We start from the raw sequence: 15,044 nt of genomic DNA on the forward strand, positions 1-15,044 counted from the left end.
GCCATACTCGAATTACAGTCATTTTCAGTAACATCGTCGTAGTCGGAGGCTGGCGGGTACGTAGCCCCGTGGTTGTCGTCTTAGCCCGGGCGCTTCACCCGGACTTAGACGACTGGCCGACTGTGAGACTCGTACTTAGAGGCTCACAGTCGAGACCGAAGACCGCTTCTCAGGCTTCGGTCGTGCCTCACCGGGCGGAGTACCCGCCAGCCGTAGACGCAGACCAACGACCAACACTATTTAACGATGTGGAAATCGCCATGGATGAAGCGGCGCCAGAGAACGTACCAGCAGATCAACCCGGTCAGCGCCAGCAAGATAATTCCCAGTTGATAGCTCCCAGTTGCGGTGTGAATCCATCCCACGACCAGTGGCGGGAAGAACCCACCCAGGCCACCAACGGCGCCAACGAATCCGGTAACGGCACCGGTATTTCCTTTGGACACGTACGGCACCATTTTGAAGATGACCCCGTTACCAAAGCCGGCGATCAGGCCCGCACCAACGATACCGAAGATGAACAGGGATTGATTACTGAACGTCAGCGAAATGATCATGGCAAAGACGGTGATGCCGATGAAGACCCACTGGAGCATCTGCATTGGCCGGTGTTTGTCGGCTGCCGCACCACCAATCGGCCGAATAACTGTACAAAGGCCAGCGAACAACGCGGCGTATAGTCCCGCCGTCACTTGGGGAACGTTGAAGACGCCTTCCAGAAACAGCGGCGTTAAGTTCGTAAAGGAAACGAACAAGCCGAACGTTAAGAAGTAAAACAGCGAGAGATACCAGGTGCTACTGTCCTTCGCAACGGCTAGTGCGCCCATCATCGTCTTGTTCTTATTGACGGGCATTTCCCGACAGAAAACGGCAAATAGAACGGCCAGAATCACCGTCAAGATCATCAAAAAGTAGTAGACGCGAGTGAACCCGTATGAGGTTGAAATGGAGGGCAATGTCAACGCCGCCACGGCATTTCCCATGTTCCCCATGCTGACGATTCCCAGCGCCAGGCCTTGCTTTTCTGGTGGGAACCAGACGGAAGCGTATGACACCCCGACGGCAAATGACGTTCCGGCCATCCCGACGAGTAACGCGGCAACCAGTAACATGCCAAATGTATGGACTTTGGTGATCATAAATAGCGGAATCAAGATGAAAATCATCAAGATAAGATAAACCTTTTTCCCACCATATTTATCACTCAAAATTCCCACGGGGATCCGCATCACCGACCCCAAAAGAACGGGCGTTGCCAACAATAGCGTCCGCTGCGACACGCTTAAGCCGAACATCTTAGCAAAGTCGCCGGCTAACGGGGCAAAGTTGGACCAGGACATAAAACAAACAATCATGGCCACGGTCGTTAAGGTCAAGGCCAAGTAAGCTTGGAATCGATTGCTAGTTTGTGCTTCTTCACTTGTCATAAGACTATCCTCCAATTTGACTCATATGACGCCACGTTGGGGCCTTATCAATGATGCGGTCGGTTGCGGACATCGCCATCTCATGGTTCAGTGGCTTATTGTCCAGTGCACGTTGGATCAGCTTGCGAAAGGCTACTGGATCAGGAATTGCCTTACGAATATCGATTTCCTCATTCCAGTATAAGCAGGCTTTCACGTAACCATCTGCCGTGATCCGTAACCGGTTACAATTCTCACAGAATTTGGAACTGATTGGGTGGATCAGGCCGAAGCTACCTTCATAGCCTTCGATTTGATAATTATCCGATGGTCCGTTGCCCCGGAGTTCGATTGGATAGTAGGACAAACCGTTGTCATCGCAAGTATCAAAAACGTTCTTTAACCCGACATATTCCTTCTGCCAGGTCTTTAGGGAGTTGCCGATCGGCATGAACTCGATGAAGCGGACATTAACGTCATGGTCTTTAGTATAGTGTAAAAAGTCCAAGACTTCATCATCATTTTGCCCCTTAATTAGTACAATGTTTAACTTAATTTTTTTAAAATGGAGCTTGCTGGCGGTGGCGATACCATCTAAGACTTGTTGAATATTCCCACCACGAGTAATTGCCTTATACCGGTCGGGTTTAAAGGTATCCAGACTGATATTGAGCCGATCCAATCCCGCTTCCTTCAACGGTGCGGCCAGCTTGGTGAGAAATAACCCATTGGTCGTGATCGACACATCATTGATGCCTTCGACGGCTTTGATGCGCCGAACGATTTCAACCACGTCCGTGCGCAGTAGGGGTTCGCCCCCGGTGATTCGGACCTTAGAAACGCCCATCGCCGCAAAGTTTTCAATCAGCTGAACGATTTCATCCTGCGACAGCACCTTGTCTGTCGGGAAGAATGGCAGCCCTTCCTTAGGCATACAGTAGACACACCGCAAATTACAGCGGTCGGTAATCGACAACCGCACGTAGTCGTGAAGCCGATCGTACTGGTCATAAAGTTTATCCATGGGATCTTCCTCCTCTAATTATTGATTATTTACTTTTGGCATATTGCCAGTTTAGCCGCCACTGACGGGTGGAATGAGGGCAATTTCGTCGGTAGCACTAATGGGCTGGGCGTCATCCTCGACGAATTCCTGGTTGACCGCCAATCGCGCCGTCGCCAATAGCTGACGAACAGCTGGGTAGGCGGTCTGTAACGCGGGTTTGATATCCGCCGCGGTTGGTGCTGCTGGCAGGTCTAATTTGACCGTGGCGCCTAGCTGTTCCCCTAACATCGCGAATAATTTTATCGTCACTTGCATACTTCAATCCCCCCAACGAACGGCATCCGTATCCGTTTCTCTCTTCCAAATGGGCACCTCAGTCTTGAGCGTGTCGATCAAGTACTGACACCACTCAAAGGCTTCCGCTCGGTGCGCTGCGGCCACGCCCACAAAGACGGCCTCGTCGGTCAGATCCAAATGACCCACCCGATGGGCAATGACGACCCGGGCACCCTTAGCCTCGATTGGCGCTGCTAACTTATTCAGTTGCTTCTCGGCCATCTCCGGGTACGCGGAATAGTCGATAGTTTGCGTCTCGATATCGCCCGTCCACTGCCGCACCGTGCCAACGAAGGTCACGATTCCGCCGTACTGCGGGTCCTTCAGCTTTTCGTAGAGTGCGTGCACATCGAGCGGTGTGGGAGAGATTTTCAAATAGTACATAACGGACCACCTGCTTGGTTTTTTGTTTACAATCTAATTATGTCAAACGACTATTCCAAAATGAATTAGTCAATTCCCTAATAATCTTCAAATGGGGCAAATGATATACTTTTTTTATAGAGAAATATGCCAGATGTTGGCATTCCGACAAGATAGTCGTTGATTTTCGCCTTACCGGTCGCCAGATATGGGCTGGAACGGTGCGAACACAACTTGAAGCCTCGAAGAACACGAGTCTCCAAGCTTGGTTTTCTGCTAAGTCGGCGGGAAACCACCACCAACTAAGCAGAACGACGCGCCTGAGCCCATATCTGACGACCTCTCGGCTTACACGGCGTTCTCCGTCAACCACGCAACGTCGCTATCTGCCAAGCTATAAAGTTTGGAGGCACAGAGCCTTTAGCGATTGCTATGGTAGAACGCAATCAGGACTAAAGTACGGGTAATTTACACTAGTCCTTACAATTCCACAGGTAGGCTACCTGGAAATCTGCGACTAACTAATGAGAGCTGATTCGAAAATTCGTTCTCAATCAATCGTGCATTGAACTGTTTAAGCCAACTTCAACTGAGCAATAGTCGGAGGCTGACAGGTACAGAACCCCGTGATAGCGTTCTTAGGCCGAGTGCCCTGCTCGACCTTAGAACGCTGGTCGACTTTGAGCCTCGTTCCTTGAGGCTCAAGGTCGAGGCTGAAGACCGCCCCTCAGGCTTCAGTCGTGCCCCACCGGGTGGCGTACCTGGTAGCCGCAGACGGACCCCCGTTTCAGTAAAGGCTGGAGCGACCCCATAGCAGGCGGAGTTCTGGCAGCCGCAGACGACTACATACCATTTAAAAATCAAAAAAAGCATAAAGAAAGGAAGATTCAGCATGCAAGCAAACATTGTTTTTGCTTCATTAACTGGGAATAACGAGGAGGTCGCCGAAATCGTGCAGCGTCAACTCGACGCACAGGGGGTGACCACGACTCTGACCGAGATGTCACAGGCCGACGCCGAGGACTTGACGGACGGCGATATTGCCGTCATCGTTCCCTACACTTATGGCGAAGGTGACCTGCCCGAAGAAGGTCTCGACTTCTTTGAAGACCTCCTCGACACCGACCTATCCGGTGTCGTATTTGGTGTTGCCGGTTCTGGCGATAGCTGGTACGGCGACGACTACTGTAAGGCCGTCACCGAATTTGACCAGCAGTTGGCCCAGGCTGGCGCAACTCGGGGTGCCCAGCCACTTTTCGTTGACCTGCGTCCCGACGACGATGACGAACCGCGGCTGGCTGCCTTCACACAGTCCCTCATGACCGCTATCGCCAAGCGTGCCTAAGGAGGTCTGCTGATGACCGCAACCCGTAAGCGCCCCTACCGTCTCTTATTCGGTGCGCTCCTCACCCTGATTCTTTTGATGGGCGTTGCACTGTGCCTAGGGCGTTATCCCTTATCCTTAAATGATTTAACGGCGGCAGTCACCTCAGCTCTGACTGGCCAACCCGCAGCCAATCCCGTCATCACTAACATCATCTTCAGTCTGCGCCTTCCACGAGTTCTCGCGGCGGCCGGAATTGGTGCGGCACTGGCCATCTCCGGGATCGCCTACCAAAGTATCTTTCAAAATCCCTTGGTCTCCCCCGACCTACTAGGGGTCTCCAATGGGGCCGCAGTTGGGGCCGCGCTCGCCATCCTACTGGGTTGGCACACGCTGGGCACGCAGGTACTGGCGCTCCTATTTGGTCTGCTAGCCGTCACGTTGAGCGTGTCGATTCCCCATTTCATGCGACAAATGACCACGCTGTCACTGGTACTGGCCGGCATCGTCATTAGCGGACTGATGCAAGCCATCCTGGGCCTGATGAAATATCTGGCCGATCCCGACTCACAGCTCCAAGACATCGTTTACTGGCAGCTGGGGAGTCTCTCGAAGGTCACGCTCAATAGCTTTCTGGCGGTACTGCCCATGCTACTGATTGGCGCCATCCTACTATTCGTGATGCGCTGGCGGCTAACTGTCCTGTCGTTAGGCGACCAGGTGGCCCAGACACAGGGGGTCAACGTTGCCCGTGAACGGCGCTGGATCATTCTGAGCGCAACGATCCTGACGGCGGCCTCGGTCTGTCTGAGCGGCACCATTGGCTGGATTGGCCTCATCGTCCCCCACATGGCACGACTGGTCATTGGTCAAAATGCTAAATGGTCGCTGCCACTGGCCGGATTGATTGGCGCCATCTTTTTACTGGTGGTCGACACGTTGGCACGAACCCTCTCGGCGGGAGAAATTCCGCTGAGCATTCTGACCGGCTTTATCGGCACACCCATTTTCATCTACATTCTGCTATCAAGGAAGGTGACGCTATGACTGCACTGCTTGAAGCCAGCCACCTCAGCTATCACTACCCCCACCGCAAGCCGTTATTTCAGGACCTGAGTTTCAGCGTTAAACGCGGCCAGGTTTTGACCTTACTGGGACCGAACGGCATCGGTAAATCGACGCTGTTAAATTGCCTGACAGGCCTATTAACCCCGACCGCCGGAGCATTACGGCTAAATGGCCATCCCTTGGCACAACTGACGCCGCGAGACCGGGCAAAGTTAGTCGCCTACGTCCCACAACAGTTACCGAACACTAGCGGGCTATCCGTGCTGGACTTTGTGGTCACGGGGCGGACCCCGTATCTGAATTTTGCCCAGTCACCGGGAGCTGCCGACTATGACTTGGCCCGGAAAACACTAACCAAATTAAAGGTGGCCGAGCTGGCAACCCACCCCATCAACACGCTGAGTGGCGGTCAACTCCAACTGGTCACGATTGCCCGCGCGCTGGTCCAGGAACCGCAGCTGATTATTCTGGACGAACCGACGTCGGCACTGGATTTCGGTCGTCAGCAGCAGGTGCTCACACTGGTCACTCAACTGGCACACGACAACTTCGCCGTAATCCTGACCACACACAACCCGAATCATGCATTCATTTTGAATCAACAGGTTGGGTTGTTCGGCACTCACGGTCAGTTTGTGGCCGGTGACACCAGCTTGCTAACGGAAGAACGGCTACGCGAAACCTACCAGACAGGGCTGAAGCTACTCTTCGTGCCGGAACTTCACCGGACGATTTGTGAATTGGTATAACTTTCTACTACACCTAAAAAGATAGTCTCTGGACAACTCCCCATCAACGGGATCATTCAGAGACTATCTTTTCGTTTAGCGTACGCCTGAACCTTACCGGCAAGAACAATTAGATTTTAATTGTAATTCTAACCGTTCTATTATACGATGGCTATATTCTAGAAGGAAGTGATGCCCATGACTCACCTACTCCGGACTCACCGGCCATTGCCGGCGGCCCACCGCTTTCTTTGATTCCACTATGGGGCAAGATATTGTGCAACGTAACTAAGTTGTTTTCTCTCAAAGGAGAGCTATCTGATGTGGAATCTCGTTATACGGCCCCAGAAGCGGCTATTTAATATCTTCTTGATTATTACCTTTTTCCATGCGCTCATTACTATTTCATACGCCAAAGTCATCGAATTTTTGACCCAGGTGATCACCGGTAAAGTTCAGCTTGCATTCGGCTATCCCGTCGTTTTCTGTCTGGCCTTTGCCAGCCTCACTGCCTTAATCAACGTCATTGGCGGTTACTTTAAAGGCCGCGTCATCAATGGCGCCATGCAGCATCTACGCCAGCAAGTCTTCGGCCACTTTCTAACCAACATCGACTCAAAGGATGAGACCGTTGGTGCCAAAGTCTCCTACCTGACTACCAAGGCCGATATCATCGAACAGAACTACATTGGCAGTTTCATTATGGGACTGTCCCTGTGTTGTCAGCTTCTGCTCGCTTTGGGCTTTGCACTCGCCATCAACGTTCCTTTGACATTGATGGTCTTAGTCCTCGAAGTCCCAGCCGTTTTGTTACCCTTTCTATCTCAAAATCGCTTAAAACGGGCCAAAACACCAGTCTTACAGCAGTTAGAATCCTACACTGCTACCGTCACCAACTGGCTATCCGGTTTGACGATCATTAGAAATTTCGGCCGAGAACAAATCTTTCAACAACGGCATACTGGCCAAACTGCGGCGTTAACTGCGGCTCAGAACCAGGACGTCTTGATCCGTAAGATTATCAGTGGCTGGTCACAATTTTTCAGTGACCTTGTCTACTTGGGAACTTGGTTGATTGGTGGGCTCTTTGTCCTACGCTACGGGCTTTCTTTCGCGGCATTTATTGGGTTCACCCAGCTTTCGAGTGCCATCTCGTTTCCTTTAGAGCTGGCCAGCGACGTGTTTACCGACTACTTTGGTGGCAGGCGGGCCTATCTGGAATTTGCCCCCTTGCTTTCAACAAAGACTCCGCTTAAACCACACCAACCTGGCTCATTAGCCAAGGCAACCAGTAACTTCATTACCTACGATCACGCAACTATCGCGGACCAGCAGCAACCACTACTGGAGAACGTGACGCTCAGCATTGACCGGCGGGAGAAAATTATCGTCATTGGTGAAAGTGGCGCGGGTAAGTCGACCCTGGTCAACACGCTATTTGGTGAACACCAACTAACGGCCGGAGCTATTACTATTAATGGTCAGCCGCTTTCAACACTGGCTGTGGGGGATGTCCCCAGCCTCATTGGTTTTCAGGAACAGTCGACCTTCATTTTTGACGGTACCGTTGCGGATAATCTCACGCTATTTAGACCGGGATACACTACTCAACAGTTGCTGACCGCACTGAAATCAGCCGGCATGACCGTGACCCCGGCGTTCCTAAAGGCTAGCGTATCCACCACTGGCAGGCGACTTTCGGGTGGTGAGCGCCAACGCATTGGTCTCGCTCGAAATCTGTTGGCCGCAAAACCATTCATGATCTTCGATGAACTTTCTAGTGGACTGGATAAGGCGACCGCTAGTACGTTGGAACAGAAACTCTTTAGCCTGGATGTCGGCTTCATTTACATTACACATAACTACGACACTGACCTACTACGCCAAGCGGACCGCGTGTTGTGCGTAAAGGACCAGCACGTCGTTCCTTATGTGATCTCGTCAATTGCCAAATAGAATTTTACAGGCAGAATGCTTGCTCTTATTTGACTAACGTATATACTGATATATACATGGTAAAGAGAGGTGATTCTGATGGCGGTTAAAGCCCGAAAAGTTGGTAATTCTACAGTTCTGACCGTTCCTGCTGAGATTAAAGTGGCAGATGAATACGATGTTTATCAGGGCCGCGATGGTCAAATTGTTTACACACCTAAAGAAAGAAATCCATTTCTCAACCCAGAATTCATTGCGACTCATGACCTGACACAAAAAGAAGAGTTTGGAGGACATTTAGTTGGCAATGAAATCCCTCAAGACTAACCGGTATATCCCTGAATCACAGGATATTGTTTGGCTAGACTTTGAAATCAATAAACGCCGCCCCGTCTTGGTCTTAAGCCACAGTGGGTACAGTCAATTAACCAATCTTGTCGTTGTTTCTCCAATCACTCACGCAGCCAACAATCGTTTACAACGTGCCGGCTTCATGATTCCAATTCCACCTGATTTACCTGAAATCGATGGGTTCATTAATCCTCTGCAATTTCAGACTCTTGATTTCAATAAAAGACACGTTAAATACATTGCAACCCTCGACAGCGATACTTTTCTTCAAGTTCGTAAGCGAGTGTTATTCGTCTTAAACTAAAAGGATTCCCCTGATATGCCATTTTCTACCAAGCATACCGGGGGAATCTTTTTCATTTCATTTTATACTGCCAACGCCAATAACACACGCCTTTATCGAAACAAAAAGTAGCCACCGTAGCAGCTACTCTTTCAATCATATTAGGATTCTTCAATTCCAGAAATCAGTGACAAATCATGCATGTCGTCACCTAAGTCCTTGTAGAGGTTACGATAGAGTTGGTAGTACTGATCGTAGGTAGCGTGTTGCGCCGCCCGTGGTTCTACCTTGTCCCCGAGGACTTGCCACTTCTGTACTTCATCCGTAGTCAGTGTGTCCGTTGCCAGACCGGCTAACATCACGTCACCCAAGTTGGCTTCGGCATCATCCACTGGTGTCCGTACAGCGTAACCCGTCACGTCTGCAAACATTTGTACCCAAGCCTGCGAGTGCGTCACGCCACCGGCAATCACAATGTAATCACCCAAGTCGCGGCCAGTACTCTCGATACTGTGCCGCAATGCATAGCACACCGCTTCCTCAAAGGCATGGAATAAGTCCGCCTTCGTGTGAACTAACGACAGGCCAAAGACCATTCCCTTGGCATCTGAGTTCCAAACCGGAGCTCGTTCCCCCATAAAGTAGGGGAGAACGACCAATCCCCGACTACCGGCTGGAACATCCTTGGCCTCTTCGCCTAAGGTCACGTACGCGTTCTTGCCGCCCTGGTTTTGAACGGCAACTTCTGCATCCCCAAAGTTATCCCGGAACCATTTCGTAATGGCCCCCGCAGTCGCAGAACCACTAAAGTTATAAACGAGATCACGTGACTTATATGGGTAAGGCCAAACGATCATACCGCGACCCTTAATCGGCTTTTCACTAACTAAGGCTGCGTTCATGGATGAACCAATGGCAGCAACGTAACGACCAGGTTCCAGCACACCCATCCCGATATTAGCGGCACCAACGTCGACACCACCAGCAATAACGGGAGTCCCCTCGTCCAAGCCTAGGTCTTCAGCGGCTTCTGCCGTCAACCGGCCAGCGATTTCCGTGGCATCCACAAACTTCTGGGGCATCTTATCCATTGGTACGCCCATTGCGTCCATCATTTCTTTGGACCAAGTTCCCTTGTTGATATCATAGAAACCACCGATGTTACCAGCAGCTGAGTAGTCAATTGAAACGGCACCGGTCAACTTGTAGATTGCATAGTTGTTTGGTGGTAAGAATAACGCCGTCTTTTTCCAATTTTCCGGTTCGTGATTCTTGATCCACAGAACCTTCGTGTACCCGTAGTACGGATCGACCACATCGTTACCCGTAATTTCAGACAAGCGGTCTAGATCGACATGTTTCTTGACCCACTCCGTTTCCTTAGCGGCACGACGGTCCATCCAGATCAAGTCGGGCCGTACCGGATTCATATCTTTATCGACGGGAATTCCAGAACCCCCATACAGACCACTAAGGCCAATGCCCTTAATGTCTGCGGCAGCAACTCCACTTTCTTTAACTACGGCGCGAATGGAGTCCTTAACTCCCTTTACCCAGACATCTGGCCATTGTTCCGCCCAAAGTGGTCGGGGAGTTAACACGTCATATTCTTCCAAATCCTGTGCAACCAAGTGACCATTGGTGTCCATCAGGATACTCTTTGTTCCCGATGTTCCAATGTCAGTTCCAATTAAGTACTTCATGTCGGCGTTCCTCTCTTCTCCTAAAAAGTTAAGATTGACAGTCGTTTTAATGAACCGCTTTCAAATGGTCCTATCAAAACGATATTAGATTTAATTTAAACCAGTGAGCTACAACTCTCACCAGTTAGTGACGAACCCAGATTTCATCACCGCTCATCATGAATCGCAACGCAACTGCGGTAAATTAAGCAACGATCACAGTTGTTCTCCCAGAAATCAACCGCTTACATTGTCAATCATTGCGTTACTGCTCATCGCTAGGAGTCGGCGGTTAAGTTCCGCGTACCCGTAAATACCCAATGCAGCGTGCCACGGGCTTAAGGTTGGTGGTTGCCAACCTAGTAACACTTAACAGATATTCACTGAGCACTTGCTCCAAACGATGACTACATGACGATCAATCGTTGATAACTAACGGTTTACCATGCCGTGAAGGCCCCGTCAACCAAGTAATCTGACCCAGTTGAGAAGCTGCTGGTATCGCCGGCCAAGTAAACGGCCATGCCTTGTAATTCTTCTGGCTTACCTAAACGGCCAAGTGGTGCCCAGTCATTCCAAGTCTTGATCAATGGCTTCAAGTCAGGTGAGTTCAAGGTCAAGTCAGTCCCCATGTAACCAGGACTCATGGTGTTGACCCGGACACCCTTCTTAGCCCATTCAATGGCTAATGACTTGGACAATTGAATAACACCAGCCTTCGTTGCGTTGTAAGAACATTGTGGTTGTGGCCGGTTAACGATGTGGGCTGACATTGACGCCGTGTTCACGATTGAACCGGAACCTTGCTTTAACATGTAACGGCCAGCAGCAGTCGAGCACAGGAAGACGGCATTCAAGTTCAAGTTGACTACCTTTTGCCATTGCTCAAAGGTCATTTCTTCGGCTGGAATGTTCATGCAAACACCGGCGTTGTTGAAGGCTGCATCCAAACCACCTAATTCTTTAACGACCGTATCAACCATGTTTTGTACCTGTTCTGGATCAGTAACGTCCGTCTTAATGGCAATTGCCTTTTGACCAGTAGCCTTGGCAATCTCAGCAGCCGTGGCCTTAGCCTTGTCAATGTTGATATCAACGATAGCGACATCGGCACCAGCTTCTGCCAAACCCGTTGCCATTGCCTTACCTAATCCCTGTGCACCACCAGTAACGTAAGCTTTCTTTCCATCAAGACGCATCCGATCTAAAATACCCATCATGAATCCCTCCATTTGTTTTAAAGTCATTTTATAAAACGACTTTCTTTAATTCGTAAATAAGCATAATTCCAAACGTTCTAGAAGTCAATAGTTTTTTGATACCGTTTTCATTTTTAATGCAATTTCTATTCTGTTGGTGCCGTTTCAGTAGGTGTTGTTGACTTAGCCTTCAAGCGAGTCCGCAATTCGGCTACAATTTCAGCATGCTTCGCTTCAGTCAAAGTGACCTTGGTATAAAAGATAATCGCCGCAATAATCAGTAACACAATGGGAATATAGAACATAAACATATTAAACTGGGCCACACCGCCAGCCGTGATATCCGCTGGCTTAGCATTACCCGTCATACCAGCAACCACCGCAACGATCCCCACGATTCCGTTGGAGGCCGCCCCCGCCAGCTTATCAATCAGTGGCCGAACAGACAGCGTTACCGACTCATTTCGGACCCCATTGATCAGCTGGCCGTATTCGACACTGTCGGTAATCGTCATCAACGTCGCCAAAAAGATCAGCGGGTAGGGGAAGAAGTAGAAGGCGACCGCGACTAAGACGAGCGCCAGATTCTGCCCGGCAAATAGAAAGATCACGTAGCCGATGAGCATAAACGCAATTCCCCCAACGTAGATAGCCTTGCGCTGAATCAATGCCTCCAGCGCCGGGAACAGGGAAACGGAGATGACGCCTAGGATACACGTAATCACGCCGACCCAAGTGTAGGCCGCGGCATCGCCTAACCGGTACGTAAAGTAATACATTAACAGGGAATTGGTCACCACGTAACTAAAGGCAAATAGGAAATACGACGCCGCAATCCACAACAGTTGTTTGTTACGAACAATTGCCCGAAAAATGTCAGATACCGTGGTGTGTTTGACGTTGGCCCGAATCAGATTGTGTTCTTCCTTAATGTTCAAACACGTAATCAATGCCCCGCCTACACACAGAAGCGCCACGATCACCACGTAGCCAGTCCAGCCGGCACGTGTTTGCTGGCCAAAAGGCACCTTGGAGATCCAGTGCGAGAATAGTAGGATGGCTGGCGTAATAATGACGATGACGATCTGTGCACCTAGCGTCGACCCAATTCGCGACGCGGTCCCAAATTTAGTCCGTGTCTTGTTGTCCAAACTCACGGCTGGTAGCATCGACCACAAGGCAATGTCGCTAAATGAGTAGAAGACATCAATCGTCAAGAATGTAATCGCTACCAAAATTAGGTAAAAGATTGGACTATTCCACGCTAACCCAAAGTAGTCGGAAAACAGAAAAATCAGACCAATCGCAGCCACTACCGACCCAATCATGATCCACGGTCGAAACTTTCCCCAGCGGGTAGTCGTGTTGTCCACGATGCCGCCGATCATCGGATCGAACATGATTTCACCGACCCGGATCACCACGACCATGGTGGTCACGATTCCCACCATTTTTTCGTCACCAGAATTCGTGAAGAGTTGGCTCGTCAGAAACATCATGAAATAAATACTGAGCGTATTGTAGAACGCATCGTGGCCAAACGTCCCTAATGCGTAGGATATATACTTTTTCAACTGAAACACCCCTCTTGTAAAATAGAAAAATGTTTTATAAATACATTTTATAAAATCAATTCAGTTGCCATTATATCTGCAATCGGTTACATTGACAATCCATTTGGTATTTAATTATCTATTTCACAGGCGGCTAGTGTGCACTAAATCCTTGATATCACCGCGTTCATCCACTGTATTCAGTCACCCAAAATAAGACTCTTCCCTAATCTTATCTAGGAATTGAGCATGTCTCGTCGTTCCGTCCTATTCAGGCCGCCATAACCCATGCCTATATCCCCTCAGTTAACTAGACCAGTTAAAGATTTGCTCTCATTGATAGCGGTTACATTATTTTACAAATTGACTTTCTATTTGCATGAACTGTGATAAACTAAGTGTAATTAGACCACTGAAAGGAGCTAACCATGAGTACAAGCAACATGCAATCCATCCAACATTCAAATTACTCCGATATTTATCATCTGCTGTACACTAACGAGAAACTATCCAAGCAGGATATTGCAGACCAATTGAACCTCAGTCTTCCCACCGTTAGCGCCAATCTCCAAAAATTAACTAAGCAACAACTGATCGTAAAAAACGGTCAGCTCAAATCCTTGATTGGTCGTCGGGCGACCGCCTACGCAATTGATCCCAACGTTAGTTTAAGCATTGGTGTCGAAATCTTTGCGAGTTATGCCACGATGACCGTCTTAAACCTCCGGATGGAAGTTCTCACGCTCCACACCATCTCACTGCCCTTCGCCAATGATGATCAATATGCCGAAGCCTTGAGCCAACAGATTCTCGCCGCCATTAAGGACCGTGGCTTCAGCCTCAATCAGATCTCTGGCGTCGGTATTGGTATTCAGGGACTCATTTCTAACGATGGGACCACCATTCTCTATGGTAAGATTCTCAACTGTACCGGTATGCAGGCGGCTAACTTTGGCCAATATCTGCCCTTCCCCGTCACCTTTTATCACGACGCGGATTGCGTGGCCCGGGCAGAATACGCCCACCAGCCAACCGATGGTATCTTCCTGTCGATTGGCGAACACATCGGGACCGCCATCATCATTAACGGTCAGATGCTCAATAGTCCCAGCGGGCGTAACGGCACCATGGAACACATCACGCTGAACTCCATTGATGGTCCCGTCTGTTACTGTGGCCGTCGCGGTTGCATTGAAACCTACTGCTCACTGAGCTCCTTATTGCAGCCAAACGAAGCCGCCTCTAACTTCTTCAGTGATCTCCGGCACCATGACCCGGCTGTCAGCAAGCGCTTTGAACGTTACCTCGACTACCTCGCGGAATCTATTTACAATCTCCACATGTTCGTCGATATTCCGCTAGTTATCGCGGGAGCCATCACCAAGCACTTAACCGAGAAGGACTTGGCTGCCTTGAAGGCGCGCTTAAAAAAGCTGTCCGTCTTCCCCGAGACCGAAAGTTATCTCCACTTGGGAACCGTTAGCGACCACGCCGTTGCAATTGGTGCCGCTATTCCAGCCATTCGTGCACAATTAGCAAATCTTTAGGTCTGCATTTAGAGTCGAAAAAATCTCTGAGACACGTGCCGGGACTACTGAAAAAATAGGCTTCCTAACCGCTCGCTTATGTGCTCGGAAATAGGGCTTCAAATCTGAAAAAATACTATAATCCCTTGGTGGTTGCCAGATGAAATAACACAATTCATCCGATAATGACGGAGGGATTTTTTGTATGACGAAAGTCTAAGTTTAGTGCTGTGCTAGTCCCTGTCAAGTTGTCATACGAAATAATATAAATTAGTATTGTCTTT

General features: G+C 49.6%; 14 protein-coding genes. 7 read left to right on the forward strand and 7 right to left on the reverse strand.

The genetic code is table 11. The features are described 5' to 3' along the window. Positions 1-236: 236 nt before the first annotated feature. From FC99_RS06305 to FC99_RS06320, 4 genes are read right to left on the reverse strand one after another with little or no spacing between them, the layout of a single operon-like run. Positions 237-1,427, reverse strand: a complete 1,191-nt coding sequence (locus FC99_RS06305) for a nitrate/nitrite transporter (RefSeq protein ID WP_048733360.1) — start codon at positions 1,425-1,427, stop codon at positions 237-239. Positions 1,428-1,431: 4 nt separating this feature from the next. Beyond that, positions 1,432-2,430 (reverse strand): GTP 3',8-cyclase MoaA, encoded by a 999-nt coding sequence (moaA, locus tag FC99_RS06310; protein ID WP_048733362.1) that lies wholly within the window; start codon positions 2,428-2,430, stop codon positions 1,432-1,434. A 51-nt stretch (positions 2,431-2,481) separates the two neighbouring features. After that, on the reverse strand, positions 2,482-2,727 hold the full coding sequence (locus FC99_RS06315; RefSeq protein WP_048733364.1) for a MoaD/ThiS family protein: 246 nt from the start codon (positions 2,725-2,727) through the stop codon (positions 2,482-2,484). Positions 2,728-2,730: 3 nt separating this feature from the next. Further along, positions 2,731-3,132, reverse strand: coding sequence for a molybdenum cofactor biosynthesis protein MoaE (locus FC99_RS06320; RefSeq protein WP_048733366.1), 402 nt, complete (start codon positions 3,130-3,132; stop codon positions 2,731-2,733). Between the two features lie 871 nt (positions 3,133-4,003). Between FC99_RS06320 and FC99_RS06325 the strand changes: the two genes are divergently transcribed. The 6 genes from FC99_RS06325 to FC99_RS06350 all read left to right on the forward strand — a co-directional run bounded on the left by FC99_RS06325 (position 4,004) and on the right by FC99_RS06350 (position 8,821). Further along, a complete protein-coding gene (locus tag FC99_RS06325) occupies positions 4,004-4,456 on the forward strand; it encodes a flavodoxin (protein WP_048733370.1) in 453 nt (150 codons plus the stop codon). A 12-nt stretch (positions 4,457-4,468) separates the two neighbouring features. Next, positions 4,469-5,482 carry a FecCD family ABC transporter permease gene (locus tag FC99_RS06330; RefSeq protein ID WP_048733372.1) on the forward strand — a complete coding sequence of 338 codons (1,014 nt, stop codon included), beginning with the start codon at positions 4,469-4,471 and terminating at the stop codon, positions 5,480-5,482. Further along, positions 5,479-6,252 (forward strand): ABC transporter ATP-binding protein, encoded by a 774-nt coding sequence (locus FC99_RS06335; RefSeq protein WP_048733374.1) that lies wholly within the window; start codon positions 5,479-5,481, stop codon positions 6,250-6,252. The genes FC99_RS06330 and FC99_RS06335 overlap by 4 nt, the downstream gene beginning before the upstream one ends. 300 nt (positions 6,253-6,552) lie before the next feature. Continuing rightward, positions 6,553-8,187, forward strand: a complete 1,635-nt coding sequence (locus tag FC99_RS06340) for an ATP-binding cassette domain-containing protein (protein ID WP_048733377.1) — start codon at positions 6,553-6,555, stop codon at positions 8,185-8,187. Positions 8,188-8,265: 78 nt separating this feature from the next. Continuing rightward, positions 8,266-8,493, forward strand: a complete 228-nt coding sequence (mazE, locus tag FC99_RS06345) for a type II toxin-antitoxin system PemI/MazE family antitoxin (protein ID WP_048733380.1) — start codon at positions 8,266-8,268, stop codon at positions 8,491-8,493. Continuing rightward, positions 8,474-8,821 carry a type II toxin-antitoxin system PemK/MazF family toxin gene (locus tag FC99_RS06350; protein WP_235805874.1) on the forward strand — a complete coding sequence of 116 codons (348 nt, stop codon included), beginning with the start codon at positions 8,474-8,476 and terminating at the stop codon, positions 8,819-8,821. Before mazE ends, FC99_RS06350 begins: the two co-directional genes overlap by 20 nt. 140 nt (positions 8,822-8,961) lie before the next feature. Here the strand turns inward: FC99_RS06350 and FC99_RS06355 are convergent, their stop codons facing one another. From FC99_RS06355 to FC99_RS06365, 3 genes are all read right to left on the reverse strand, one after another. Then, positions 8,962-10,503, reverse strand: coding sequence for an FGGY-family carbohydrate kinase (locus FC99_RS06355; protein WP_048733385.1), 1,542 nt, complete (start codon positions 10,501-10,503; stop codon positions 8,962-8,964). 419 nt (positions 10,504-10,922) lie between these two features. Next, complete coding sequence (locus tag FC99_RS06360; RefSeq protein WP_048733387.1) at positions 10,923-11,699, reverse strand: SDR family oxidoreductase; 777 nt, start codon at positions 11,697-11,699, stop codon at positions 10,923-10,925. Positions 11,700-11,827: 128 nt separating this feature from the next. Beyond that, on the reverse strand, positions 11,828-13,264 hold the full coding sequence (locus FC99_RS06365; protein WP_048733388.1) for a glycoside-pentoside-hexuronide (GPH):cation symporter: 1,437 nt from the start codon (positions 13,262-13,264) through the stop codon (positions 11,828-11,830). A gap of 398 nt (positions 13,265-13,662) precedes the next feature. Between FC99_RS06365 and FC99_RS06370 the strand changes: the two genes are divergently transcribed. Beyond that, positions 13,663-14,781: an ROK family transcriptional regulator gene (locus FC99_RS06370; RefSeq protein WP_048733389.1), complete on the forward strand. Its 1,119-nt coding sequence runs from the start codon at positions 13,663-13,665 to the stop codon at positions 14,779-14,781. Positions 14,782-15,044 lie beyond the last annotated feature (263 nt).

Source organism: Levilactobacillus koreensis JCM 16448, assembly GCF_001435525.1.
Taxonomy (GTDB): Bacteria; Bacillota; Bacilli; order Lactobacillales; family Lactobacillaceae; genus Levilactobacillus; species Levilactobacillus koreensis.

What these genes read in the sequence shown, in the direction of transcription:
- FC99_RS06305 (WP_048733360.1), bottom strand. Translation starts at nt 1,427, where the DNA reads ATGACAAGTGAAGAAGCACAAACTAGCAATCGATTCCAAGCTTACTTG.
- moaA (WP_048733362.1), bottom strand. Translation starts at nt 2,430, where the DNA reads ATGGATAAACTTTATGACCAGTACGATCGGCTTCACGACTACGTGCGG.
- FC99_RS06315 (WP_048733364.1), bottom strand. Translation starts at nt 2,727, where the DNA reads ATGCAAGTGACGATAAAATTATTCGCGATGTTAGGGGAACAGCTAGGC.
- FC99_RS06320 (WP_048733366.1), bottom strand. Translation starts at nt 3,132, where the DNA reads ATGTACTATTTGAAAATCTCTCCCACACCGCTCGATGTGCACGCACTC.
- FC99_RS06325 (WP_048733370.1), top strand. Translation starts at nt 4,004, where the DNA reads ATGCAAGCAAACATTGTTTTTGCTTCATTAACTGGGAATAACGAGGAG.
- FC99_RS06330 (WP_048733372.1), top strand. Translation starts at nt 4,469, where the DNA reads ATGACCGCAACCCGTAAGCGCCCCTACCGTCTCTTATTCGGTGCGCTC.
- FC99_RS06335 (WP_048733374.1), top strand. Translation starts at nt 5,479, where the DNA reads ATGACTGCACTGCTTGAAGCCAGCCACCTCAGCTATCACTACCCCCAC.
- FC99_RS06340 (WP_048733377.1), top strand. Translation starts at nt 6,553, where the DNA reads ATGTGGAATCTCGTTATACGGCCCCAGAAGCGGCTATTTAATATCTTC.
- mazE (WP_048733380.1), top strand. Translation starts at nt 8,266, where the DNA reads ATGGCGGTTAAAGCCCGAAAAGTTGGTAATTCTACAGTTCTGACCGTT.
- FC99_RS06350 (WP_235805874.1), top strand. Translation starts at nt 8,474, where the DNA reads ATGAAATCCCTCAAGACTAACCGGTATATCCCTGAATCACAGGATATT.
- FC99_RS06355 (WP_048733385.1), bottom strand. Translation starts at nt 10,503, where the DNA reads ATGAAGTACTTAATTGGAACTGACATTGGAACATCGGGAACAAAGAGT.
- FC99_RS06360 (WP_048733387.1), bottom strand. Translation starts at nt 11,699, where the DNA reads ATGGGTATTTTAGATCGGATGCGTCTTGATGGAAAGAAAGCTTACGTT.
- FC99_RS06370 (WP_048733389.1), top strand. Translation starts at nt 13,663, where the DNA reads ATGAGTACAAGCAACATGCAATCCATCCAACATTCAAATTACTCCGAT.